The 22,842-nt window shown below is 65.3% G+C and carries 19 protein-coding genes and 1 pseudogene; 9 read left to right on the top strand and 11 right to left on the bottom strand.

The annotated features are described in order from the left end of the window. The first annotated feature begins 78 nt into the window (after window positions 1-78). Together ACQCSZ_RS22810 and ACQCSZ_RS22805 are read left to right on the top strand one after the other, a co-directional pair. Window positions 79-630 carry a dihydrofolate reductase family protein gene (locus tag ACQCSZ_RS22810; protein WP_427005867.1) on the top strand — a complete coding sequence of 184 codons (552 nt, stop codon included), beginning with the start codon at window positions 79-81 and terminating at the stop codon, window positions 628-630. 64 nt (window positions 631-694) lie between these two features. After that, entirely contained in the window at window positions 695-1,318 is a 624-nt protein-coding gene (locus tag ACQCSZ_RS22805) for a LysE family transporter (protein WP_427005866.1), read from the top strand. 65 nt (window positions 1,319-1,383) lie between these two features. Here ACQCSZ_RS22805 and menE read toward each other — a convergent pair whose 3' ends face one another. From menE to ACQCSZ_RS22760, 9 genes are all read right to left on the bottom strand, one after another. Beyond that, on the bottom strand, window positions 1,384-2,943 hold the full coding sequence (gene menE / locus ACQCSZ_RS22800) for an o-succinylbenzoate--CoA ligase (RefSeq protein WP_427005865.1): 1,560 nt from the start codon (window positions 2,941-2,943) through the stop codon (window positions 1,384-1,386). 88 nt (window positions 2,944-3,031) lie between these two features. Further along, window positions 3,032-4,396: an MFS transporter gene (locus tag ACQCSZ_RS22795; protein WP_427005864.1), complete on the bottom strand. Its 1,365-nt coding sequence runs from the start codon at window positions 4,394-4,396 to the stop codon at window positions 3,032-3,034. A 38-nt stretch (window positions 4,397-4,434) separates the two neighbouring features. Further along, window positions 4,435-4,890 (bottom strand): MaoC family dehydratase, encoded by a 456-nt coding sequence (locus ACQCSZ_RS22790; RefSeq protein ID WP_211879805.1) that lies wholly within the window; start codon window positions 4,888-4,890, stop codon window positions 4,435-4,437. A gap of 91 nt (window positions 4,891-4,981) precedes the next feature. After that, the gene (locus ACQCSZ_RS22785; RefSeq protein ID WP_427005863.1) at window positions 4,982-6,202 is read right to left on the bottom strand and encodes an acyl-CoA dehydrogenase family protein; all 1,221 of its coding nucleotides are present in this window, start codon (window positions 6,200-6,202) and stop codon (window positions 4,982-4,984) included. 1 nt (window position 6,203) lies between these two features. Beyond that, window positions 6,204-7,097 (bottom strand): amidohydrolase family protein, encoded by an 894-nt coding sequence (locus tag ACQCSZ_RS22780; RefSeq protein ID WP_427005862.1) that lies wholly within the window; start codon window positions 7,095-7,097, stop codon window positions 6,204-6,206. Window position 7,098: 1 nt separating this feature from the next. Beyond that, window positions 7,099-8,049: an SDR family NAD(P)-dependent oxidoreductase gene (locus ACQCSZ_RS22775; RefSeq protein ID WP_427008426.1), complete on the bottom strand. Its 951-nt coding sequence runs from the start codon at window positions 8,047-8,049 to the stop codon at window positions 7,099-7,101. A 217-nt stretch (window positions 8,050-8,266) separates the two neighbouring features. After that, complete coding sequence (locus ACQCSZ_RS22770) at window positions 8,267-8,695, bottom strand: nuclear transport factor 2 family protein (RefSeq protein WP_427005861.1); 429 nt, start codon at window positions 8,693-8,695, stop codon at window positions 8,267-8,269. Then, the gene (locus ACQCSZ_RS22765; protein WP_427005860.1) at window positions 8,695-9,936 is read right to left on the bottom strand and encodes an MFS transporter; all 1,242 of its coding nucleotides are present in this window, start codon (window positions 9,934-9,936) and stop codon (window positions 8,695-8,697) included. The genes ACQCSZ_RS22770 and ACQCSZ_RS22765 overlap by 1 nt, the downstream gene beginning before the upstream one ends. Before the next feature lie 118 nt (window positions 9,937-10,054). Next, window positions 10,055-10,753 (bottom strand): GntR family transcriptional regulator, encoded by a 699-nt coding sequence (locus ACQCSZ_RS22760; RefSeq protein WP_427005859.1) that lies wholly within the window; start codon window positions 10,751-10,753, stop codon window positions 10,055-10,057. Window positions 10,754-10,888: 135 nt separating this feature from the next. On the opposite strand from ACQCSZ_RS22760, the gene ACQCSZ_RS22755 reads away from it, so the two are divergent. After that, window positions 10,889-12,583, top strand: a complete 1,695-nt coding sequence (locus tag ACQCSZ_RS22755) for a bifunctional 3-(3-hydroxy-phenyl)propionate/3-hydroxycinnamic acid hydroxylase (RefSeq protein WP_427005858.1) — start codon at window positions 10,889-10,891, stop codon at window positions 12,581-12,583. Continuing rightward, window positions 12,580-13,797, top strand: a complete 1,218-nt coding sequence (locus ACQCSZ_RS22750) for an acetyl-CoA C-acetyltransferase (protein ID WP_427005857.1) — start codon at window positions 12,580-12,582, stop codon at window positions 13,795-13,797. Before ACQCSZ_RS22755 ends, ACQCSZ_RS22750 begins: the two co-directional genes overlap by 4 nt. Window positions 13,798-13,923: 126 nt before the next feature. Here the strand turns inward: ACQCSZ_RS22750 and ACQCSZ_RS22745 are convergent, their stop codons facing one another. After that, entirely contained in the window at window positions 13,924-15,429 is a 1,506-nt protein-coding gene (locus ACQCSZ_RS22745) for an FAD-dependent monooxygenase (protein WP_427005856.1), read from the bottom strand. Between the two features lie 183 nt (window positions 15,430-15,612). On the opposite strand from ACQCSZ_RS22745, the gene ACQCSZ_RS22740 reads away from it, so the two are divergent. From ACQCSZ_RS22740 to ACQCSZ_RS22720, 5 genes and pseudogenes are all read left to right on the top strand, one after another. Continuing rightward, a complete protein-coding gene (locus ACQCSZ_RS22740) occupies window positions 15,613-16,326 on the top strand; it encodes a VOC family protein (RefSeq protein WP_427005855.1) in 714 nt (237 codons plus the stop codon). A 14-nt stretch (window positions 16,327-16,340) separates the two neighbouring features. Beyond that, window positions 16,341-17,186: a fumarylacetoacetate hydrolase family protein gene (locus tag ACQCSZ_RS22735; RefSeq protein WP_427005854.1), complete on the top strand. Its 846-nt coding sequence runs from the start codon at window positions 16,341-16,343 to the stop codon at window positions 17,184-17,186. A gap of 33 nt (window positions 17,187-17,219) precedes the next feature. Continuing rightward, on the top strand, window positions 17,220-19,247 hold the full coding sequence (locus tag ACQCSZ_RS22730) for an acetoacetate--CoA ligase (RefSeq protein WP_427005853.1): 2,028 nt from the start codon (window positions 17,220-17,222) through the stop codon (window positions 19,245-19,247). Window positions 19,248-19,505: 258 nt separating this feature from the next. Further along, window positions 19,506-20,807: a PucR family transcriptional regulator gene (locus tag ACQCSZ_RS22725; protein ID WP_427005852.1), complete on the top strand. Its 1,302-nt coding sequence runs from the start codon at window positions 19,506-19,508 to the stop codon at window positions 20,805-20,807. 259 nt (window positions 20,808-21,066) lie between these two features. Continuing rightward, a pseudogene (locus ACQCSZ_RS22720) lies at window positions 21,067-22,281 on the top strand (ISAzo13 family transposase); the annotation flags it as partial. Window positions 22,282-22,316: 35 nt separating this feature from the next. Here ACQCSZ_RS22720 and ACQCSZ_RS22715 read toward each other — a convergent pair. Next, the gene (locus ACQCSZ_RS22715; RefSeq protein ID WP_427008425.1) at window positions 22,317-22,805 is read right to left on the bottom strand and encodes a flavin reductase family protein; all 489 of its coding nucleotides are present in this window, start codon (window positions 22,803-22,805) and stop codon (window positions 22,317-22,319) included. Window positions 22,806-22,842 lie beyond the last annotated feature (37 nt).

Raw genomic sequence — 22,842 nt, 5'->3', positions numbered from 1 at the left:
CTGCCGCGGTCCGGGGTATTCCCTGCCTTCCGATCTGCCGCTAGGGTGCAGTCAAAGACCCAGCGGCGAGGAGAACCCATGCGCAAAGTAACGGCCGGCCTGTTCAGTTCCGTGGACGGCGTGGTGGAAGACCCGTTCCTATGGCAATTCGATAGCTTCGACGAGGAGCTGGGGGCGGGGATGGGCGAGATGATGGGCCGGATCGACACCGGGCTCCTGGGCCGCGTCGGATACCAGCAATGGGCGGAGTACTGGCCGAATGCCGAAGCCGACGCCGACTTCGGCGGGTTCATCAACCCGCTGCCCAAATTTGTGGCCTCCCGGACCCTGGCCGGCGAGCTGGCGTGGCAAAATTCGCAACTGATTGAGGGGCCGCTGGAAGAATTCGTCGCGGGCCTGAAGAACGGCGACGGCGGCGACATCGGGGTCTTCAGCAGCATCTCGCTGGTCCGCCAGCTGCTCTTCGCCGGGCTGCTCGACAGCCTGATGCTGATCGTCCATCCCGTGATCGCGGGCAGCGGCCGACGGCTCTTCGACGATGGCGATCCGCTGACCCGGCTTGAGCTGCAGTCATCCGAGCAGACCAGCAAGGGCAACATGATTCTGAGCTACGGGCTCCGCGCCGGCTGAAGCGGGCACTGGGGGGCAGCGCCAGGGGAAAAGTGGGATACCTCCGCGGCCTTAAACTGGCTGGGTGCAACCTTCCCTTTGGCTGGCCCTCGCGGGCGCCGGCGTCCTGATCAGCTTCACGCCCGGCGCGGGCGCAATCAACACCATGAGCAACTCCCTGAACTCGGGGTTCCGCCGCTCCCTGTGGGGCATCCTGGGCCAGCAGGCGGCACTGGTGGTGCACATCCTGATCGTGGCCCTGGGCGTCGGGGTGCTCGTGGCCAGCTCGCCGGTGGCCTTCAGCGTCATCCGCTACGCCGGCGCAGCGTACCTGGTTTTGCTGGGTATCAGGCAGTTCCTGCACAAACCGGACCTGGACCAGGAGAAGGCCGCCGCACTGCGGAATGAACCGGCCCGCTCGATGTTCCGCCGCGGCGTGTGGGTGAACCTGCTGAACCCCAAGGCGATCGTGTTCTTCCTGGCCTTCATGCCGCAGTTCATCCGCCCGGAGCAGCCGCTGCTGCCGCAATACCTGGTCCTGGCCGCGACGGTGATCGGAATCGACATCCTGGTGATGTGGTTCTTCTTCGCCGCCGCGGCCAGGTCCTTCCAGCGCTTCACCCACGATGCCCGCGGACAGAAGATCCTCAACCGGATGTTCGGGGTGCTGTTCGTGACGATGGGCGCCCTGCTGGCACTGATCCACTGACCCGCCGGCGCGACCCGGAGCGGTCCTGCCCGGCGGGCGCCGTGCCGGCACGTGCCGGCACGGCGTCACTGCTGGCTGGAACTCAGCTTCCGGAGATCGGCCTTCCTGATCTTGCCGCTGGCGGTCCGGGGCATCTCATCGACGAACACCACGGACTTGGGGATCTTGTAGCGCGCCAGCCGGCCATCCAGGTGGGTCCTGAGCTGATCCTCGGTGAGCTGCGCCCCCTCGCGCAGCAGCACCACCGCCCGCGGGACCTCGCCCCACTTCTCATCGGGAACACCGATCACGGCGACGCTTCCCACCGCCTCGAGTTCGGCGATGGCCTGCTCGATTTCGGCCGGATAGATGTTTTCGCCGCCGGAGATGATCATGTCCTTGAGCCGGTCGGAGACGAAGACAAACCCGTCCCCGTCCTTGTAGCCCATGTCGCCTGACTTGAACCAGCCGCCGGGTGCATAGGATTCGGCCGTTGCCTCGGGCCTGTTCCAGTATTCATGGATCACGTTGGGACCCTTGATCTGGATCTCGCCCACGGTTCCCTGCGCCGCCGGGCGTTCGTCGAAGCCGGCGATCCGGACGTCGGTGAAGAACTGCGGAAGCCCTGACGATCCCGCCTTCTCACGGGACCGGGCGGCCGGAAGCGTGGTGGCCCCCGGTGCTGTTTCGGTCATTCCGTAGCCGTTGGAGAACCGCAGGCCGCGCGCTTCATAGGCTTCCAGGACCCGCATGGGCACCGCGGAGCCGCCGCACGTCAGCTTGTTCAGCGAGCCCAGCTCCGTGGTCTCCCAGGCCGGGTCCTCGCACAGCATCTGGTAGGTGGTGGGCACGCCGCTGATGGTGGTGGCCCGGTGCTTTTCGATGAGCTCCAGCGTCCGCCGGGCATTGAACTTGGGCTCGAGAACCACGGTGCCGCCCTTGAGGAGCGTCGGCAGCACCCCCATGTCCAGCGACGCCACGTGGAACATCGGCGAAATCATCAGCGCCACGTCCTGCGAGGAGAAATCGAAATCCACGATCACGTTGATGCAGTTCCAGGTGATGTTCCCGTGGGTCAGCAGGGCGCCCTTGGGGCGCCCGGTGGTGCCCGAGGTGTAGAGGATCATGGCGCCGTCGTCCAGGGTCACCGGTTCATCGAGGGGCCGGTCCGCGCCGGAGGCCAGCACCTGCTCGAAGTCCTCCACCGCCGTCGGGCCCTCAGCGGCGCCGGACGGCGCGCCGTCAACGGAATCGTCGACGGCGATGAGTCTCGCCACCGCCGTGCCGGCCGATCCGCGGGCCGCCAGTTCGCGCAGGCTCCGCGAGTGGACCAACGCCGCGGCCCCGCTGTCCTGCAGCTGGAACTGCAGTTCCGGAGGTGCGAGCCTGGTGTTGAGCGGGACGAAGACGGCACCGAGGCTGGCGCAGGCGAACAGGGTCTCCAGGAACGAGGGGTGGTTCTCCCCCAGATACGCCACCCTGTCCCCCTTGGCCACGCCGCGGTCCCGCAGCGCATTGGCCAGCCGGACGCTCCGGTCAGCGAACTGTTCATAACTGAGTTCGTGGTTCCCGCTGATCAGCGCAGTCTTGCTGCCCGACTTGGGGCGGCGACGTTGCAGCCACGAGCCGATGCCAAAATTCTCCACGGCGAGTCCTTTCTATAACGAGGTTAGTACGGTGTGCCGGGTTCAGGCCCGGACCGGAGGCCGGTTCCGGGCCCGAACCCTGCCAGGGTCAGGCCTGGACCGTCTGGAGGTCGTTGTTCTTCGGTTCCCGGGTCAGGAGGATGAACACGATGGACACGGCCGACATGATAGCCAGGAACCAGACCACGGACGACGTCTGCTGGCCGGAGTCCTTGAAAATCTGCGCCACGATGCCCGGCGTGAAGCCGGCACCCAGCAGGGTTGCCAGCTGGTAGCCCAGGGATGCGCCGGTGTAGCGGGAGGTGGTGCCGAACTGCTCGGACACGAACGCCGCCAACGGCCCGAAGAGGGTGGAGTGGATCATCAGGCCGATGGCGAAGGCCACGAAGATCAGCATGATGTTGTTGGAGGAGAGCAGCGCGAACATCGGCACGAGGTAGATGACGAAGAGCACCAGTCCGCCGATCATCACCGGCCGCCGGCCCACCTTGTCGGACAGCTTGCCGCCCAGGAGCACGAACACGATGGAGACCAGGGAGGCCGCGGCAAAGGCATACAGTACGCCCTGCCGGTCGGCGCCCTTGGAGACGGTGTAAGTTACGGCGAACGTGGCCAGGACCACCTGGAGCCCGAACCCCGCGGCGCCGGCGAGCATGGTGAAGATGAGGGTCTTGGGCCGACGCAGCACCTGCAGGAGGGGCATCACCTGCTTTGTTGTGGCGTCCGCTTTGTCTTCGAGCGCCGCTTTCTCCTGCTCGGCCTTTTCCTGCTCAATAGCCGCTTTGAAGATGGGGCTTTCGGAAACCTTCAGCCGGACGAACATGCCCACGCCCAGCAGCACGAAGGAGAGCAGGAACGGCACGCGCCAGCCCCAGGCGAGGAACTGGTCGTTCGGCAGGGCGGAGAAGGTGCCCATGATGAGCGTGCCCAGGACGGCGCCGGTGGGGGCGCCGGCATTGACGAACGAGGCCGCAAAGCCGCGTTTCCCCGATTCCGAGTGCTCGAGCGCCATCAGGGCAGCTCCGCCCCACTCTCCGCCCACGGCGATGCCCTGGAAGACCCGGAGGATCACCAGCAGCACCGCGCCCCAGGGGCCAATGGCCGAGGCTCCCGGCACCAGGCCGATCAGGGTGGACGCCAGGCCCATGACCAGCATGGAGATGATCAGCATGCCCTTGCGGCCCATCCGGTCGCCGAAGTGGCCGAAGATGATCCCGCCGAGCGGGCGGGCCACGTAGCCGGCGGCGAACGTGCCGTAGGCGGCCACCACCCCCACCCAGTCGTCCATGCCGGAGAAAAAGACCTTGGGGAAGACTACGGCTGACGCGGTGGCGTAAAGCAGGAAGTCATAGAATTCGATGGTGCTGCCCAGGTAGCTGGAGGCGATGACCGTGCGTGCTTCCTTGCGGCGCTCGGCGGTGCCCAGGGCTTGAAGCTGGGTGAGTCCGGACATGGTTGTTCCTTTGAACAGAGGGTCTTGAAGAGGCGCTTTTACTTGTAGAAGCGGGCGAGGAACTCGGCCACGACGGCGGGGCGTTCCTGGCCTTCGATTTCGATGACGTTGGCCACCTTGATCTGGGCGCCGCCCTTGACCTCGGTGACCTCGGCGATGGTGGACTGCATGCGGATCCGGGAACCCACCTTGACCGGGGAGGTGAAGCGGACCTTGTCGAGCCCGTAGTTGACCTTGGTGGTGACGCCGTCGACGTCGAACAGCTCGCCCCAGAACGGGATGATGAGCGAGAGCGTGAGGAAGCCGTGGGCGATCGGGGCGCCGAACGGGCCGTCCTTGGCGCGTTCGGGATCTACGTGGATCCACTGGTCGTCACCGGTGGCATCGGCGAACTTGTTGATCTGTTCCTGGGTGATTTCGCGGTATTCGGTGGTGCCGAGGTCGGTGCCGGCGAGGGTGAGCAGTTTGTCGAAGTCGACGACGAGGTTGGGCATGGTGTCCTCCTGGAGGGATGGCTGGGGTAGGGAAGTGTCCGACGGCGGCGTCGGAGTGGGGTGGTGCTGTTTCAGTTGGGTGGTGGTGGGGTCAGCGGGTGAAGGCGCTTTCGCCGGTGAGGGCCCGGCCGATGATCAGGGCGTTGATTTCGTGGGTGCCCTCGTAGGAGTAGACGGCTTCGGCGTCGGCGTGGAAGCGGGCGACGTCGGTGGCGAGCGTGATGCCGTTGCCGCCGACCACTTCGCGGGCGAGGGCCACGGTTTCGCGCATCAGCAGGGACGTCTGCATCTTGGCCAGGGCCGAGTCCTGGTCCCGGTAGATGCCCTTGGCCTGCTGCTCCGTCAGCCGGACCACCAGGGAAAGGGACGCGGTGACGTTGCCGAGCATCCGGGCGAGCTTTTCCTGGACCAGCTGGAAGGACCCGAGCTGGCGGCCGAACTGCCGGCGTTCCGTGACGTAGCGCAGGGCCGCCTCGAACGCGCCGGCCTGGATGCCGGTCGCGATCCACGCGACATCCGAGCGCATGGCCTTCAGCATCGCGGCCACGTCCCGGAAGGAGTTCACGTTGTGCAGCCGCATGGACTCCGGAACGCGCACGCCGTCGAGCGTGATGTGCGCGTTCTGCATCATCCGGAGCGCGGTTTTACCGTGGATCTTCTCCAGCGTCACACCGGCCGCCTCACGCTCGACCAGGAACGCCTTGACCTGGCCGTCGGCCACGTCGCGGGCAAACACGGCCAGCACATCGGCGGTGGAGGCGCCACCGATCCAGCGCTTGGCACCGTCCAGGACCCAGCCGTGGCCGTCCGGGTCACGCCGCGCCGTGGTGGACAGCCCGCCGGCGATGTCCGAGCCGGAGTCCGGTTCGGTCAGGGAAAAGACGCCCTTGAGCGAGAAGTCGATGACCTTGGGCATCCATTCGGCCTGCTGCTGCGCGGAGGCGCCCACGCGGATGGCCGTGCGGAACAGCCCGGCCTGGGCGGTGTAAAAGGTCGCCAGGGAGGCGTCGGTGCGGGCGAGTTCGAAGATCCGGAAGCCCTGGTAGATGCCGCGGGCCGGGTTGCGTTCTGCACCCGGGGCGCCAGTCAGCTCCGCCGGTTCCATCAGGTCCAGGTCGATCAGGGGCCGGGTGAGCTGCTCCGGGAATTCGCCGCGTTCCCAGTACTCGGCCAGCAGCGGCCGGGCCTTCTCATCGAGGAAGGCCCGCAGCCTGCCGAGCACGCTGCGCTCATCCGCGGTGAGCAGCGACTCGGCGTCGTAATAGTCGCAGACCCCGTACAGCCTGGTCTGGTTTTCGGTCTCCACTGACATCTCAGACTCCGAGCCCGAGGAGCCGGACGGCGTTGTGCTTGAGGATCTTGGGCCGGACCTCGTCCTTGAGCGGCAGGTCCGCGAAGGCGCGCAGCCACTTCTGCGGGGTGATGAGCGGGAAGTCGGTGCCGAAGAGCACCTTGTCCTGCAGCACCGAGTTGGACATCCTCACGAGGGACTCCGGGAAGTACTTCGGGGACCAGCCGGAGAGGTCGATGAACACGTTGGACTTGTGCGTGGCGATGGAGTTGGCCTCGTCCTGCCACGGCACCGAGGGGTGGGCCATGATGATCTGCAGTTCGGGGAAGTCCGCCGCGACGGCGTCGAGCAGGAGCGGGTTGGAGTAGCCCAGCTTGATGCCGTAGCCGCCGGGGAGCCCGGCGCCCATGCCGTTCTGGCCGGTGTGGAAGATGGCCGGCAGTCCGAGGTCCTGCAGGGCCTCCCAGAGCGGGTAGAACTGTTCGTTCGAGGGGTCGAAGCCCTGCAGGGACGGGTGGAACTTGAAGCCCCGGGCGCCCAGATCAATGGCCTGGCGCTTCGCCCCCTGGATGGCCTCGGTGCCGGTCCGGGGGTCGACGCTCCCGAACGGGATCAGGACGTCGTTGTTCCGGGCGGCGCCGGCGATGAGGTCCTCAATGCTGTTGGGCTCGTGCTTGAGCTGGGTGCGGGCGTCCACGGTGAACACGACGGCGGCCATGTTCAGTCCGCGGTAGGTCTCGGCAATGGAGTCCAGTGAGGGGGTGCGGTCCTCGGCCTTGAAGTACTTCGCCGATGCTTCAGTCAGAGCCGGCGGCAAAGATTCGTGGCCGTGGCCGTCCACTTCGAGGTGGACGTGCATGTCGATCGCGTCGAGCTTGGCGACGTCGATGTTGAGTTCGTAGCGCTGGGCAGCCATCTCAGCGCGCCTGTGCTGCTGCCGGCTGGGCGGCTTCGGGCTTGAGGTCTTCGGGGAGCGGGAGGAATTCCTCGCCGACGCTCTGCAGCTTGTCGCCGAAGAGCTTCCCGAAGTTCTCCACCAGGTCCGCGTAGCCCCAGCCGCCCTCGCGGTATTCGGTGGCCGCGGCCTCGGGGTGGGTCCAAAGCTGCAGGCGGTCCCCGCCGGCGCCGATGGCCTGGCCGGTGATGCCGGCCGCCGCGTCGGAGGCGAGGAAGGCGATGAGGCCCGCGACGTCGTCGGCGGTGCCGAAGCCCAGCTCGTGGCGGAAGAAGGCGGGCATGGCCTCGCCGCGCTCGTCCGCCTCGACGGCCTTCTGGAAGTACGGGACGGTCTTGGTCATGGCGGTGGCGGCCACCGGGATGACGGCGTTGGCGGTGACGCCGGCCTTCTTCATCTCCAGCGCCCAGGTGCGGACCATGCCGACGATCCCGGCCTTGGCAGCGGCGTAGTTGGTCTGGCCGAAGTTGCCGCGCTGCCCGGTGGGCGAGCCGATGGTGATGATGCGGCCGGCGATGCCGTTTTCCTTGAAGTAGGCGAACGCCTCGCGGGCGCAGGTGAAGGTGCCCTTCAGGTGGACGTTGATCACGAGGTCGAAGTCCTCGTCCGTCATCTTCAGCAGGGACTTGTCCCGCAGGATGCCGGCGTTGGTGACCAGGATGTCCAGCCCGCCGAAGTTCTCGACGGCTGCCGCGACCAGGGCCTTTGCGGATTCGGTGCTGCCCACCGGCGCCACGACGGCGACGGCGCGGCCGCCGTCGGCCTCGATGGTCTGGACCGCTTCGGCCGCCACGCCGGCGTCGACGTCGTTGATCACGACGGCGGCGCCCTGGCGGGCGAGCTCCCGGGCGTAGGCCAGGCCCAGGCCCCGGCCGCTTCCGGTGACGATTGCTACTTTTCCTGACAGGCTCATGGCTGCTCCTTTGTACTGCGCCTTGCGGCGGATCTCCTGGGGCCGGCGTGTGACGCCGGTCTCCGTTGTCTGGTTCAATCAGAACCCGAATCCTTGAAAATGTCAATCATTTATTTCTGCATTCAAAATGCGGCAGGCCGTCAAACGGGGAATAAGCGCCTCCCGGCCGGGGATTCCGGCCGGGAAACGCTCGACTCCGACGACAGGTTGGCCGGCGCTAAGCCTGGACGGCCGTCAGCTGGGACGCCAACAGCTTCCAGGCCCCGGCCTCACGGACCCAGACGGACGTAGAGACGTTGCGGACCGTTCGCAGGGCTCCGGACACGCTCAGTTCCGCTTCCATGGAGCCCGTAACCACGGCGCAATCCCCGGCCAGCGCTATCTGTTCGGCGGTGGCGTCGATCCGGTGGTAGCGGATCAGACCCTTGCGGCAGGCCGCTGAAAAGGATGATTTGGTGTCCCGGTGGCCGGTGGAATGTGTGTAGATGAAGCGGTCGTTGCAGAGGTCGTCGAAGGTGTCGAAGTCTCCGTCGACCAGGGCTGCGAAGCGTCGTTGTTCGGCCCGGCGCACTTCTTCTTCCGCGGCGTCTTCCGCGGCCGGCCCGGCACGGCCGGCTTCGTGCACTGTTGCTGCTGCCGTGGCCATTAGTTCACCGGGACCGAGGACGTGGCCGCTGCCGTGCGGGCGGACTTGCCGGGGGCAAAAAAGCTGACGACCGCGGCGGCACCGGCGGCAATGCCCAGGATCCCGACAGCGGCCGGCATGCCCCCGGCAGCCGCTCCCAGCGCGGCAATGATGAACGGTGAGAGGAACTGGCCGATCCAGAGGGCGCTGGTCCAGATACCGGTACCCGTTCCGCGGACCTCGAGAGCGAGCAGGTTCACGGCCCAGGTGAGCAGGGTCGGCAGCAGCAGTCCCGCGCCGGCACTGGCCAGCACGGCCCCGGTCATGACTGCGGGAACGCTGCCCGCGAACCAGATCACGATGAATCCGACCGCGGTCAGGCCGAAGGCGGCCGGCATGAGCCGGTGCGGTCCGAATTTTCCGACGGCGCGGAAGGAGAATGCGCCTACGGCTGTAGCCAGCGAAGCCAGCGCTGCCATCAGGCCGATGCCCCCAATGTCCGTCAGCCCCTGGCCGGCGAGCAGGAATGAAAGGTGGACTACGAGAGTGTAGAAAACGATGCCGCCGAACAGGGTCACGAGGGCGGGCCTGATGATCTGGTTCCACGGCACTGCCTGGCGGAGATGTTTGGTGGGCTGCTTCACCGGTTCCCAGAGCACAAACATCATGGGCACGGCGATCACAATGCTGATGGCGTAGAGCCAGAACGGTGCACGCCAGCTCAGTGAGCCCAGCGCACCGCCCGCCGCCAGGAAGACCGTGGCGCTGATGGTGGTGACCACAGTCTGCAATGAAAGGTACTTGTTGCGGCGCTGCGCCGAGTAGTAGTCACCCAGGAGCGTCGTGCAGCACGTCATGATGAAGCCCTCGCAGATGCCGACACCCACCCTGGTCACGACGATGGCCTCGAGGCTGTCCATGAAGAACGGGGCGACGCCGAGGACGGCGTAAGCGATCATCGCCGCGAGCAGCACCTGCTTGCGTCCGACCTTGTCTGCCGCGGCGCCTGCCATGGGGGCCACGATGGCCACCATCAGGGCGGGCACGGTCAGGATCATCGGCACGAGGACGGCAACGCCGGGGGTGGCCGCGAAAACCTGCATGAGATTCGGCAGGGAGGGCGCGAGCAGGACGGCGCCGAGAACGGGAAGGCAGCTTCCGATCAGGAGCAGGATGCCCTGGAAGGTCGTCCCGGAACGGTCGGAGGATGCGGGGGCGGCTCCATTCGTGATGGAGCCGGTGGGGGTCGGGAGAATCGCCATTGAGATCCCTTTGCTGGGTCGCGGCGCGCGGTGGTCCTCGCGCCTGTCGTCAGCCCAGAGTGCCCCAGTTTCACTAGTTAAACAATAGATTTTCGAAAATAAGGAAATTCTATGGTGATTACCGGGCGCTCCCGGCGGTTGCTACCGGCTCAGCCAGGACGGACTCCAGCAAGGCGTCGGTGGTCCATTGCAGGTGCCGCCGAAGCGACTCGACCGCCTCGTCGGCCTGACGGCCCGTCGCCAGCTCCATCAGTTCCCGGTGTTCACCCTTCACATCGCGGCTTCTTTCCACCGCCGTTCCGGAGAGCTGGCGGTACAACTCCGAGCTGTCGCGCAGGGTGCGGGTGAATGCAATCAGACGCGGGCTGCCGCAGCCGACACCCAGGGCGTCATGAAAAGCCGCATGGGCCGCGCTCCATTCCTCGGTGGTGCCAGGTTCGCCCGGATGCGTCAGCGGCGCCCGCTCCAGCCGGTGGTGGGTTGCCACGACATTGGCCTCCCAGCCCATGTCGCCGGACTCAACGGACCGCTGCAGGGCCAGGCCTTCGAGCCGGATCCGCAGATCGGTGAGGTCGATCAGGTCCTGCCGGGAGATGGTGATGACCCTGAAGCCCTGGTTGGGCGCAAGAGCCACGAGGTGCTGTTCAGCCAGGCGGACGAGGGCCTCCCGGACGACGGCCATGCTGACGCCGAACTCCTTGGACAACGCAGCGAGACGCAGCGGGCTGCCCGGAACGTAGCGGCCCTTGAGGATGCCGGCACGAAGCTGTTCATAGACATGCTCGGTCAGGGTCGAGCCGCTGGGATTGGTTGCCATGGTTCCACGATAGCCGATGTCCGCGAATCCGTTTATTTTCGATAATTCTTGAATGCATGAAGAATCTCTGCGATGCTGGCCATGACCCCCGTCACTTTAAACGCAGGCCGGCATCGTTTCAAGGGAGAAAATCGCATGTCAGATTACGCAGCAGACCCTTCGGGTCCGCCGGAGACCGCCCTCACGGCCCCCGTCCACGACGTGGCAATTGTCGGGCTTGGACCCGTTGGCCAGGTGCTGGCGCTGTTGCTGGCCCGGCACGGGCACGACGTCGTCGTCGTCGAGAAGCAGACCGAACCGTACCCGCTTCCCCGCGCCGTCCACTACGACGGCGACATCTCCAGGGTCCTGGACGGCCTCGGACTTGCCGGCTTCATGGCCGAGTTCTCCTCCGCCTCGGATATCTATGAGTGGCAGACGGCAGCCAGGGAAACCCTGCTGCAGTTCAGGTTTCCCCTGGAGGGCCCCCAGGGCTGGCCTGAATCCACGATGTTCAACCAGCCCGCCCTCGAGGACCGGCTGCGCCGGCGGGCCGGGGACTTCCCCAATATCCGGGTCCTGCGCGGCACCGAAGCGGTCGGCCTCGAACAGGGGGAAGGCCACGCCACCCTCGCCATCACCAGCCCCACGCTCAAACACAAGAAGCTGCGCGCCCGGTACGTGGTGGGCTGCGACGGGGCCAGGAGCTTTGTCCGCCAGTACATGAACACCGCCGTCACCGATCTGGGGTTCTTCTACGACTGGCTGATAGTGGACATCCTGCCGAAAGAGGTCCGGGAGTGGGTGCCGGACAACCTGCAGGTGTGCGATCCCGCGCGTCCCACCTCTGCCGTCAACGGCGGACCGGGCCGGCGCCGCTTCGAATTCATGCGGATGCCGCAGGATAACCTCAAATCCTTTGACACCGATGAAACGGCATGGAGCCTTCTCGAACCGTGGGGCGTCACGCCCGCGAATGCGGCGCTGGAACGCCGGGCCCTGTATACCTTCCAGGCCCGGTATGCCTCGTCCTGGCGTGACGGCCGGATTATCCTGGCCGGCGATGCGGCCCACCAGATGCCGCCGTTCTTCGGCCAGGGCATGGTCAGCGGTGTGCGGGACGCGGTGAACCTGGCCTGGAAGCTGGACCTTGTCCTCCGGGGCGCCGCCGGGGACGCGCTCCTGGATACCTACGATTCGGAACGTTCAGCGCACGTCCAGCACGCCATTGGCATGTCGGTGGAGCTGGGAAAGGTCATCTGCGAAACCGATCCGGCTGCGGTGGCCGCGCGGGATGCGCACTTCCTGGCCAACGGCCCGGACCCGGTGTCGGCTCTTCCGCCGATCCCGCCGGAGCGGCTGGGCCGCGGCGTCTTCCCGGGCGGTGACCCGCTCAGTTCCGCCGTGGCGGGAATCATCGGCGTGCAGGCACGCGTCCGGTTTGCCGATGGCATCACGGACTTGCTGGACCGGCGCACTTTCGGCGGCTTCACCCTCGTGTGCGACGGGTCAGCGGTCGGCCCGCAGGCCGCCGTCGAACTTGCCGGTTCCTTCCCTGACGGGATCGCAGGCTGGGTTGTCCGCGTTCTGCCGCCGGGGTCCGCGCTGCCCGTGGAGGCGCGCCCCGAAACCGGCAGGACGGCGCCCGGCGGCGTCCTGACAGTGGAGGACACGGGCAACCTGTACCTGGAGTACCTCGCCGGATACGGCCACATTGCCCAACTGTTCCGTCCGGACTTCTACGTCTACGACGGCGCCGCAACCCTCGCAGATCTCCACAGTCTCATCACGGGCCTGGGCGACAGCTTGAACACGACCGCAACCGCACTCTCCAGGAGCACAGCACCATGACCCCCAAAGACAACGACGCCGTCATCGTCGCCATCGGCCGCTCCCCCATCGGGAGGGCCGGCAAAGGCACCCTGACTGCCATCCGCCCCGACGACCTGGCCGCCGAGGTCTTCACCGGGATCCTGGCGAAAGTTCCCGATCTGCCCCTCAGCGAGTTCGAAGACCTGCATCTGGGCTGCGCCCAGCCTCAGGACGAGCACGGCTGGAACATGGCCCGGCGCGTCGCGGTGCAGCTGGGCGCGGATCTGTTGCCCGGAACCACCGTCAACCGGTACTGCGCGTCGTCACTTCAGGGCGCCCGCATGGCCTTCCACGCGATCCGTGCCGGTGAAGGCCGGGGATATCTGGTGGGAGGCGTGGAGTGCGTCTCCTGGTACGGAGAAAACCGGGAGGCCGCCAACCCCGGTTTCGCAGAAGCGTCGGCGCGGACTGCCCGCATCGTGTCCACGGGTGCAGCATGGTCCGATCCGCGGCTCGAGGGCCTACTCCCGGACTACTACATGTCCATGGGCCATACTGCAGAAAATGTGGCCGCGCTGACCGGGACGACGCGGTCCGAGATGGACGCGTTTGCCGCCCGCTCCCAGCAGCGCGCAGTCGCCTCTGCCGCGAACGGGTTCTTTGCCCGCGAGATCATCCCCGTGACCGGCCCCGACGGACAGGTCTTCAGCGCCGACGACGGCCCGCGGCCGGGCACGACAGCGGAGAAGCTGGCCGGGCTGAAACCCGTGTTCAGGGAAGACGGCACTGTCACGGCAGGCAATGCCTGCCCCTTGAATGATGGCGCGGCCGGGTCGGTCATCGTGTCCGCGGAACTGGCCCGCGACTATGGACTGAAGCCGCTGGCACGCATCGTCTCCACGGGAGTGACCGGCCTGTCGCCCGAGATCATGGGACTGGGCCCCGTGGAGGCCAGCCGGATGGCCCTCCGCCGGGCGGGACTGGGCATCAAGGACATCGGCATCGTGGAACTTAACGAAGCGTTCGCGGCCCAGGTTCTCCCCTCGGCCCGCCAGCTTGGCATCGACATCGACGAACAGCTGAATCCGCACGGCGGCTCCATCGCCCTGGGCCATCCGTTTGGTGCCACCGGCGTCCGCTTGCTCACCACCCTGATCAACGGGCTGGACACGCGCGACCAGCAGTTCGGGCTGGCCACGATGTGCGTTGGTGGCGGCCAGGGAATGGCGATGGTGATCGAGCGCCTGAGTTGAGGGCACGCTTCGACTGACGGCTCTCAACGCAAACCGGGACCCATCCGACGATGAAGGGCGGTTGCGGAACTCACGTTCCGCAACCGCCCTTTCGGTCTTCAATCCAGCTGCCGGTCCTTCCTCGGGCTAGGACCGGCCAGCGATGGAGAGGAAGGCCTGCCGGAGCTCCTCATCCGGAGAGTCCCCTGCCTTGTCAGCCCGGAACGCAATGAACTTATCCGGCCGGACCAGAATGGCTCCGGCGGCTGTGTGTCCGCGGTCCCGGATCCACGCGCAACGGGGATCGAGCACGATGGCGGCCGAATCGTAGCGGAATCCGGCCTCAATGTTATGTTCCCGGAACTCCATGGACTGGGCGGCAATCGTTGCGCTCAACACGGCGCGGAAGTCGTCGTCGGCCGCGTCCTCGCTCCAGACCCGCCGCAAGGAGGCCAGGTTGTCCTCGGTGCTGTTGGCCGGGCTGACACCGAGGGCCTCCCCGATGGCCAGGTGGTTCATGGCGTTCTCCGTGGAACGGCGGACGTTGGTGGCGGCCACCGGCTGCCGCTCGGCCTGGTAGGTCTCCAGCAGCGCGGGCGAGGCCTGCCCGCGCAGGACCGCGGCGGTCTTCCAGCAGAGGTTGTAGGCATCCTGAATGGCGGTATTCAGGCCCAGGCCGCCCGTGGGGCCATGGCGGTGCGCTGCGTCCCCGAGCAGGAACACCCGGTCTTCCTGGAAACGCTCGGCGACCAGGGCCTCAAAGGTCCAGCGGCTGATCTTGTGGACAGTGGGCTCAAGATCAGGCAGGCCGAGCGCCTTCTTCATGTTGGCGATCAAGATCTCATCGTCCGCCACCCTGTTGTCGTCGAAGGCGTAGTTCTCGTGGAAGACCCATTCCTGCGAGCCAGGGCCCCAGTTATCGGGTCCCATCGGCACCAGGAGGGTCATATTGCCGGTGTGGGCGGGCCACATCCAGTTGATCAGGACGCTGGGATCCTTGAGGTACTTGCTGAGGTCCGCCGTGAAATGCACCGAGACGGTGTAGAGGATGTTGCGCTGGCCAAGGAGTTCAATGCCGGCTTCGGCGCCGACCTTCCGCCCGCCGTCGGCCCCGTAAAGGTACTGGCTCCGGACCGTATAGGTCTCACCGGTGTCCTTGTTGAGGACGGTGGAGCTGACGCCGGCGTCGTCCTGGGTGAAGGAGAGCAGCTCGTGGTTGAACCGGATCGCGTCCTGGTTCTTCCGCTTGGCGTGCTTAAGGAGGACAGGTTCCAGGCGCAACTGGGGCAGATTGGTCATCCGGCAGGGGCTCGCGGCGATGTAATCCGGGTCCGTGTAGCCGGCTCCCCACACCTCCTGGCTGGCGATCTCCCGCCCGTAGACGGGGTCATCACCGTTCAGGCCCGCGTACCAGGCGGTCCTGGCCATCGCTTCCGGCGGGGTTCCGGCCTCGTAGATGTCCCCGGCCACCCCGAGTTTGCGGTAAATCTCCATGGACCGCTGGTTGACGACGTGCGCCTTGGGCAAGGTGGACGTTCCGGGCAGGGCACTGACCAGCAAATGCTCAATGCCCAGATCGGACAGGAGCATCGAAGCCGTAAGCCCGGCCCCTCCTCCGCCGATAATAAGGACGGGAACTTCGATATCTGACACTGAATCCTCCACGCTGGGTAAGTGATCTCGGGCACGTTCTGTCCCACCGCCATCCTCTCCCAGTTTTAACTACTAATCAATGGATTATCGAGAATTTGTTGACATACCGAGAATCCTGGGTTTTGATGGAACCTGGAGCCGGCGGCAAAGACCGGCAATCTGCCTTCGATGAAAGGGACAACGATGTCGACCAATGAGCAGTCCAACTACCTGCGCAACCCCAAGCCGCGGCCCATCACGGCACCCAAGCTGCACCATGCAACCTTCATGACAATGGACGTGGACGCCATGGTGCACTTCTACGAACTGGTGTGCGGCCTTCAGCCGGTGTATTACTCCTCCCACGCCGCCTGGCTCACCAACGATGAGGCGAACCACCGCATCGCGCTCCTGCGACTGCCCGGCACCAAGCCGCCGGTGGACAAGCCCCACACCGCAGGCCTGCACCACACGGCGTTCGAGTACGCCACGTTTGACCAGTGGCTGGACAACTACGAGCGCCTCCGCGACCAGGGAATCCTGCCGGCCGTCTGCCTGGACCACGGCATGACCATGTCCATGTACTACGTGGACCCCGACGGCAACGGCATCGAAATCCAGGTGGACAACTTCGGGGACTGGGGCCTGTCCAAGGAATGGATGTGGGCCGCGCAGGAATTCTCCGAAGACCAGGTCGGCCCCCAGTTTGATCCCGAGCAGCTCGTCCAGGCCCGCAGGGACGGCCTGGACGGTGACCAGATCCACAAGAACGCCTACGCCGGAAAGTACCGGCCGGAGAACGAGAGCCCGGACATGTCCTTCCCGGACCCGTGGCCGGCCCGGATCGCGGCCAACCCGGCCCTCGCGGACGGCGTCCCCCTCCCTCCGGGCGCCGATGTCGCGCCGGGAATCGACTAGAAGGGCTGCCGACCATGCGCATCGCCAACCTCAAAGGCCGATCCGTCCTCCTCAGGGAGGGCAAAGCCCTCGATATTGAACGGGCCAGTCATGGCGCCTTCGCTGCAGATCCTTTGTCCGTCTACCAGGACTGGGACGCTTTCCGGAGTTGGGCGGACGGCGCCGACTACTCCGCCGCCGAGCCCTTCAACGAGGACCACCTGGGTGCTCCCGTTCCCAACCCGCGGCAGATCTTTGCCATCGGCCTCAACTACAAGGACCATGCCGACGAGGCCAGCCTTCCGTACCCGGAGCACCTCGTCGTGTTCACCAAGTTCCAGTCCTCGCTGGCCGGGCCAAATGTGACGGTGGACCTCCCGTCCGACAGCGTGGACTACGAAACCGAGCTCGTCGTCGTCATCGGCAAAGAAGGCTACAAAGTCGACGAGGAAAAGGCCTGGGACCACGTCGCCGGGCTGAGCCTGGGCCAGGACTACAGTGAGCGCGTCGTGCAGCGCCGCGGGCCGGCCGCCCAGTTCAGCCTCGGCAAGTCGTTCCCGAACTTCGCACCCTTCGGGCCGGCTGTCGTTACCACGGACGAACTTGCGGACAAGGATTCCCTGCGTATCTCCGCGGTCCTTGAAGGTCCCGGGGTGGACGGCCAGTGGACAGTCCAGGACGGCAATACCCGCGACCTGATCTTCTCAGTGCCAAGAATCGTCGCCGATCTTTCCCAGGTGGTGACCCTGCAGCCGGGGGACCTCATTTTCACCGGAACACCGGCCGGGGTAGGTATGTCCCACGGCATCTTCCTCAAACCCGGCAACGTCCTCACCAGCACCCTTGAGGGCATCGGAACCATCCGCAATCAGTTCGTTTAGCCACGCACCACCCCAGAATCACCAGGAAGGGCAATGATGCCTCAGGAAGTCCAGACCGAAACTGCCATTGCCCCGCCGGTGATGTGGTCTCCCAGCCCGGAACAACGGGAGGGCACGCGGCTGTGGGACTTCATGGGACATGTCTCCCGGAGCCGCGGAATCGGCCTCACCACCTACCGCGAGGCGTGGCAGTGGTCCGTCGACGAAATGGGGGACTTCTGGGCCGCCGTGACCGGGTACTTCGGGGTAATAGGCGACGGACTCGACGGCCCGGCCCTGGCTGAGGAGCGGATGCCCGGCGCCCGCTGGTATCCGGACGGCCGGCTCAATCTGGCCGAAAACATCTTCCGTCGCAGCAATGGAGGTAAGGAGCGGAGTCCGACGGCGGTGCTGACCGTCGAGGAGGACGATTCCACCCGCTCGCTGAGCTGGCAGGAATTTGAACGGCAGGTCGCGTCGCTGGCTGCCGCGCTGCGGCGGCTGGGAGTGAAGCCCGGGGACCGCGTCGGCGCCGTACTGCCCAACATCCCCGAGGCACTCATCGGGCTCCTCGCGGCTGCGAGCATCGGCGCAGTCTGGTCCATCAACTCTCCGGACCTCTCGGCTGAGGCCAGTCTGGACCGCCTGCGCCAGCTCGAACCGACCGTGCTGATCGGGGTGGACGGATACCGGTTCAACGGCAAGGAAATTTCGAGACTCGCTCAACTGGCCGAGGTGGAGGCAGGGCTACCCAGCCTCCGCCAGACCATCCTGGTCCGCTGCCTCCACCCTGGCCAGGAGCCGGAGGCGGGCCGGCTTTCCTTTGACGGGCTTCTGGGCGGGGACGCCGAACCGGACTACGAGCGGGTTCCGTTCGACCACCCGCTGTGGGTGCTTTTTTCTTCAGGAACGACCGGTGCGCCGAAGGGCATCGTCCATTCCCATGGCGGCATGACCCTGGAGGCGCTGAAGGGCATCGGCCTGAATCAGGATGCCGGGCCGGGGGATCTGTACTACGTGGCCGCCAATACCTCGTGGATGGTGTGGAACACCCTGGTCAGCTACCTCGTCACCGGAGCCTCGGTAGTCACCTACTCCGGTTCGCCCACCCTGGCGCGCAAGGACCGGCAGTTCCAGATCCTGGCCAATACCGGCGCCACGATGTTTGCCACCGGCGCCGCGTATCTGTCCCTCGTGGAGAAGTCCGGACTGGAGCCGGGACGGGAGTGGAATCTGGCGAAGCTGCGCTTCATCATGTCCACCGGCTCGCCCCTGCCCGACTCCACCTGGTGTTGGGTACACGAGCACGTCAAGGCCGACGTCCACCTGGGCTCCGACTCCGGCGGCACGGACATCTGTTCCGGGTTCATCGGCTCAAATCCCCTGGAGCCGGTCCACCTGGGCGAACTCCAGGGCCCCCTGCTGGGCGTCGCCGTGGAGTCCTGGTCCGACACCGGGCAGCGGTTGATCGGCGGCATCGGTGAAATGGTCATCAGACGGCCCATGCCGTCGATGCCCGTCTTTTTCTGGGGAGACCCGGACGGATCCCGCTATTTCGATTCCTACTTCGCAAAGTTCCCGGGAGTCTGGACGCACGGTGACTGGATCACCGAAACCCGGCGGGGCTCGTTCATCGTCCACGGCCGGTCCGACGCCACACTGAACCGCGGCGGCGTGCGGCTGGGCACCTCGGACATCTACGCGGCCCTTGCCGGCATCCCGGAAATTACGGATTCCCTCGTCGTCGGCGCCGAACAACCGGACGGAGGCTACTACATGCCGCTCTTCGTCGTGCTCGCCCCCGGCGCAGCCCTGGACGACCCCCTGAGGGACCGCATTCGTTCGGCCATCCGCGCCCGCTCCTCCGCACGCCACGTGCCGGATGAAATCATCCAGGCACCGGCAATTCCCGTAACCCACTCCATGAAACGGGTCGAGGTGCCCATCAAGAAGCTTTTCAGCGGACTGGCACCCCGGGACGCGGTCAGCGTGCAGGCTCTTGCCAACCCCGAGGCGATGGACTGGTTCGTCACCCAGGCGCAGAGCTACAGGGAGCACCGCAACAACAGCATCGTAGAGTAACCAACGAACTGATCCTCCAAGTAGCTGGCGCAGCCGGAATATCCCTGGGCTGACCTCGGGACTGGCGAAATCAAACAAGCAGATCAAGTTGCAGGAAAAATCTTCACCACACAACCAGACGGGTCCGCTGCGGATGCACGGCTTGGACGTTGCCTGCGACAATTTTTGGAAAGAACCGGAATGCACAGCGCCAAGACTCTTTTCGACCGCCGGTGCGCTAGCTAGGACGATGACGATGTCTGATGGAAGTGAGGAGTGATGGGCGCTGATTCGTGGCTTCGACAGCTGACGCCCGTGCCCGGCGTTGAAGTGCCCAAGCCCGCAAGCCGTCCGGTGACTGTTGCTGACGCGATTGAGCGGCTTGGGGTTGGACCTGTTGAGTGGGCGATCCAGGTTGGGGCGGCGATGACAGCCAAAGTCATGGCAGAAATACCGAATCATCAGCAGGGGCCAGAGGAATTCGAATCGCTGCGGATGGGCCCGGAGTCGTCGGTGATCAGGGCGCTATTCTGGCTCAGCCACGAAGGGGAAGGTTTGCCCGCTATCACCCCAGAGGCCCTTCAAGGGGATATGGACTTCGTTCGCCGTGGGATGCGCCTGGACAGCGTTTTACGCGGGATACGGCTGGGCCACGCCGTCATGACGAAAGCCTTTCTGGATTCCTGCAGCGTTCTGGTGCCGGAAAAGGACCGAGTCGGTCAGATGCAGCTGATCTCAGAGGGTCTGTTCAAGTACATTGATGAATTCTCTGCGGATATGGCGGAATCCTTTCTGGGCGAGCGGGAACGATGGACGGTCAGCGCCGCCGCGGCCAAGGCTGAAACCATCCGTCAGATCCTGGAAGGAACCCGTAGAGACAAGGCAGAAGCGTCACGGGACTTAGGGTATGACCTTTCCCGCCAGCACATCGCGATGACGCTCTGGTTTGATCCGCCGAGAAACGGCACCGACACGCCCGATCTTGAGGCTGCTGCAATGGAAGCCCTTGCCCGGATGGACGCTACGAAGACTTTGGTTATGCCCGTCGGGGGTGGCAAGGTTTGGGCTTGGGGCAGCCGAACGAGTTTCTCTTCGCCGCCGGCTGCTGTCGACTACCCGCCTCCGGCAGTAGACATCCACATGGCCGTGGGGTGTCCTGCCCGGGATGTGGACGGGTTCCGTCGCTCCCACCGGGAAGCAGAGGTAGCTGAGCGCACAGCCAGAACCCGTCACACGTCAAGGGCCTGGGCAACCTACTACGCGGACGTTGCCATCCCCAGTATGCTTTCAGCGGATATGTCGACGGCCCGCGACTTGGTCACGCGCGAGCTCGGTCCCCTGGCTCTGGACACGCCTAATGCCCGGGACCTGCGCACCACCTTGCTGATTTACTTGGAGGAGGAAAGCAGCCCCCATGCGGCAGCCCAGCGGCTGTTCGTCTCTCGAAACACCGTGGCGTACCGGGTCAAGCGCGCGGGAGAATTGCTGGGCTATGACGTGGCCCAGCGACGGTTTGAATTGCATACAGCGCTGGTTCTCGCAGATACATTTGGGTCTCTGGTGCTTCTAGCCTCCATGTGAGCGGCCGCTTCCAATCCCGGGGCCGCAGTGACGGACAACTGCTCCCCGCACACCGTTCACAGCCCGGTGGGATGCTCAGGCGGAACCTTCTGGCTGGACCAGTTATACGCGGACCGATGCAGTCCCAAACGAACATGAGATCGGCCACCTTGAGTAATTTCAGTCCTCACGGACCCGCAGTACGGTGAGCAACTCAGGCGCGTTAGGGAACGCCCATAAATAAGTACGACTAATTGACCTTTGAGTGAGACAATGGTGTATGCCCATTTCCGCTGAGGTTGTCGACTCACTGCGTGCAAAGTTCGACACGATCCTGCCCCACCTCGATGAACGGGCCACGCGGCTACTGCTGGCGGCCGAGGCCCGGTCCCTGGGCCATGGCGGGATCGCCGCGGTGGCCCGGGCCTCGGGCGCCGCTCGCTCAAGGGTCCAGCAGGGCGTCAACGAGCTGGAAGCCGGCACCGCCCCGCTTCCGGGCATCCGCAAGCCCGGGGCTGGCCGCAAGACCCTGACCGAGAAGAACCCCGGACTGGTCCCGGCGTTGCTGGCGCTGGTGGAACCAACCCGCCGCGGGGACCCCGAATCCCCATTGTCATGGACGACTCTCTCAACGGCGAAGCTGGCCACCGAGCTCACCGGACAAGGACACCGGGTGGGAGCGGAGAGCGTGGCGAAACTGCTCAAGGACAATGGCTTCAGCCTGCAGGGAAACGCCAAGACCCTCGAGGGCGGGCAGCACCCGGACAGGGATCAGCAATTCGCCTACCTCAACGCCCAAGCCTCCGACCACCTCGAAGACAACCAGCCGGTCATTTCCGTGGACACCAAGAAAAAGGAACTCGTCGGCGAGTACAAAAACAAAGGCACCGAATGGCGCCCCGCCCGAGACCCCGAACAGGTCAAGGTCCACGACTTCATCGACAAAGAAAAAGGCAAGGCCAACCCCTACGGCGTCTATGACGTGGGCACCAACACCGGGTGGGTGTCGGTGGGCACGGACCACGACACCGCAGCTTTCGCCGTGAACACCATCCGCTCCTGGTGGAACACCACCGGCCACACCACCCACCCAAGTGCCAACCGGATGCTGATCACCGCCGACGGAGGCGGCTCCAACGGCTACCGGACCCGGCTCTGGAAGACCGAACTCGCCGCACTGGCCGCCGAAACGGGCCTGGAGATCACCGTCTGCCACCTGCCCCCGGGCACCAGCAAATGGAACAAGATCGAGCACAAACTCTTCTCCCACATCTCCATGAACTGGCGCGGCCGGCCGCTGACAAGCCACGAAGTCATCGTCAACTCCATCGCCGCGACCACCACTAAAACCGGACTCACCGTCCAGGCCGAACTGGACACCGGCACCTATCCCACCGGCGTGAAAATACCCGACGAGCAAATGGCTTCACTGCAGGACACCGGCGCCGCCCTCACCAGGCATGAATGGCACCCCGAATGGAACTACACCCTCAAAAACCGCAACACACCAACTAAATAATCAGTGGGCCCTTAGTGCGCCCACCAACCGAGGTGGTTGGTCTTCCCTTGGCGTCCGGACGTCGGGTGCAGCCGGGAAATGAGTCCACGGTAGAAGATCAGGGGACGGCTGTCCGAGGTTGTCAATCCCGTTACCCGTGCCATCAGACCGAAGTGGTCTCCGGCTTCGAACACCGAATCGATGCGGCATTCCATGGATACGGTGGCGTTCTTCAAGGTCGGCACGTCATGTAATTCCATGTCCCAGTTGCCGACCTCGAATTTGGGACCCGTGGATGAGGCGAATGCGAAGCAGATGTCGGTCTGGTCTTCGTCCAGGACGTTTATGCAGATCGTCCGTAGGGTTCGAAGGGTGGCGAAGGAACGTGAGTTTTTCATAGCGAAAAAGGTCATGAGCGGCGGATCGAGGGAAACCGTTGCTACGGACCCAACAGTCATTCCAACCGGACCTTCGGGCCCGTGACCTGTCACGACAGCCACGGAGGTCGGGATAAGGCCCATCGCTCGGCGAAGGGACAAGGCGTCCAGTGCAGCGGGA

This window comes from Pseudarthrobacter sp. H2, assembly GCF_050157045.1.
Lineage (GTDB): Bacteria > Actinomycetota > Actinomycetes > Actinomycetales > Micrococcaceae > Arthrobacter.
Note: the sequence above shows the minus strand (reverse complement) of the source record. Positions and strands in the feature narration are given on the sequence as shown.

Coding starts and splice junctions, on each gene's coding strand:
- ACQCSZ_RS22740 (WP_427005855.1), top strand. CDS start 15,613: ATGTCGACCAATGAGCAGTCCAACTACCTGCGCAACCCCAAGCCGCGG.
- ACQCSZ_RS22735 (WP_427005854.1), top strand. CDS start 16,341: ATGCGCATCGCCAACCTCAAAGGCCGATCCGTCCTCCTCAGGGAGGGC.
- ACQCSZ_RS22760 (WP_427005859.1), bottom strand. CDS start 10,753: ATGGCAACCAATCCCAGCGGCTCGACCCTGACCGAGCATGTCTATGAA.
- ACQCSZ_RS22785 (WP_427005863.1), bottom strand. CDS start 6,202: ATGTCAGTGGAGACCGAAAACCAGACCAGGCTGTACGGGGTCTGCGAC.
- ACQCSZ_RS22755 (WP_427005858.1), top strand. CDS start 10,889: ATGTCAGATTACGCAGCAGACCCTTCGGGTCCGCCGGAGACCGCCCTC.
- ACQCSZ_RS22730 (WP_427005853.1), top strand. CDS start 17,220: ATGATGCCTCAGGAAGTCCAGACCGAAACTGCCATTGCCCCGCCGGTG.
- ACQCSZ_RS22750 (WP_427005857.1), top strand. CDS start 12,580: ATGACCCCCAAAGACAACGACGCCGTCATCGTCGCCATCGGCCGCTCC.
- ACQCSZ_RS22790 (WP_211879805.1), bottom strand. CDS start 4,890: ATGCCCAACCTCGTCGTCGACTTCGACAAACTGCTCACCCTCGCCGGC.
- ACQCSZ_RS22780 (WP_427005862.1), bottom strand. CDS start 7,097: ATGGCTGCCCAGCGCTACGAACTCAACATCGACGTCGCCAAGCTCGAC.
- ACQCSZ_RS22795 (WP_427005864.1), bottom strand. CDS start 4,396: ATGTCCGGACTCACCCAGCTTCAAGCCCTGGGCACCGCCGAGCGCCGC.
- ACQCSZ_RS22770 (WP_427005861.1), bottom strand. CDS start 8,695: ATGGCCACGGCAGCAGCAACAGTGCACGAAGCCGGCCGTGCCGGGCCG.
- ACQCSZ_RS22725 (WP_427005852.1), top strand. CDS start 19,506: ATGGGCGCTGATTCGTGGCTTCGACAGCTGACGCCCGTGCCCGGCGTT.
- ACQCSZ_RS22810 (WP_427005867.1), top strand. CDS start 79: ATGCGCAAAGTAACGGCCGGCCTGTTCAGTTCCGTGGACGGCGTGGTG.
- ACQCSZ_RS22775 (WP_427008426.1), bottom strand. CDS start 8,049: ATGAGCCTGTCAGGAAAAGTAGCAATCGTCACCGGAAGCGGCCGGGGC.
- ACQCSZ_RS22765 (WP_427005860.1), bottom strand. CDS start 9,936: ATGGCGATTCTCCCGACCCCCACCGGCTCCATCACGAATGGAGCCGCC.
- ACQCSZ_RS22715 (WP_427008425.1), bottom strand. CDS start 22,805: ATGGGCCTTATCCCGACCTCCGTGGCTGTCGTGACAGGTCACGGGCCC.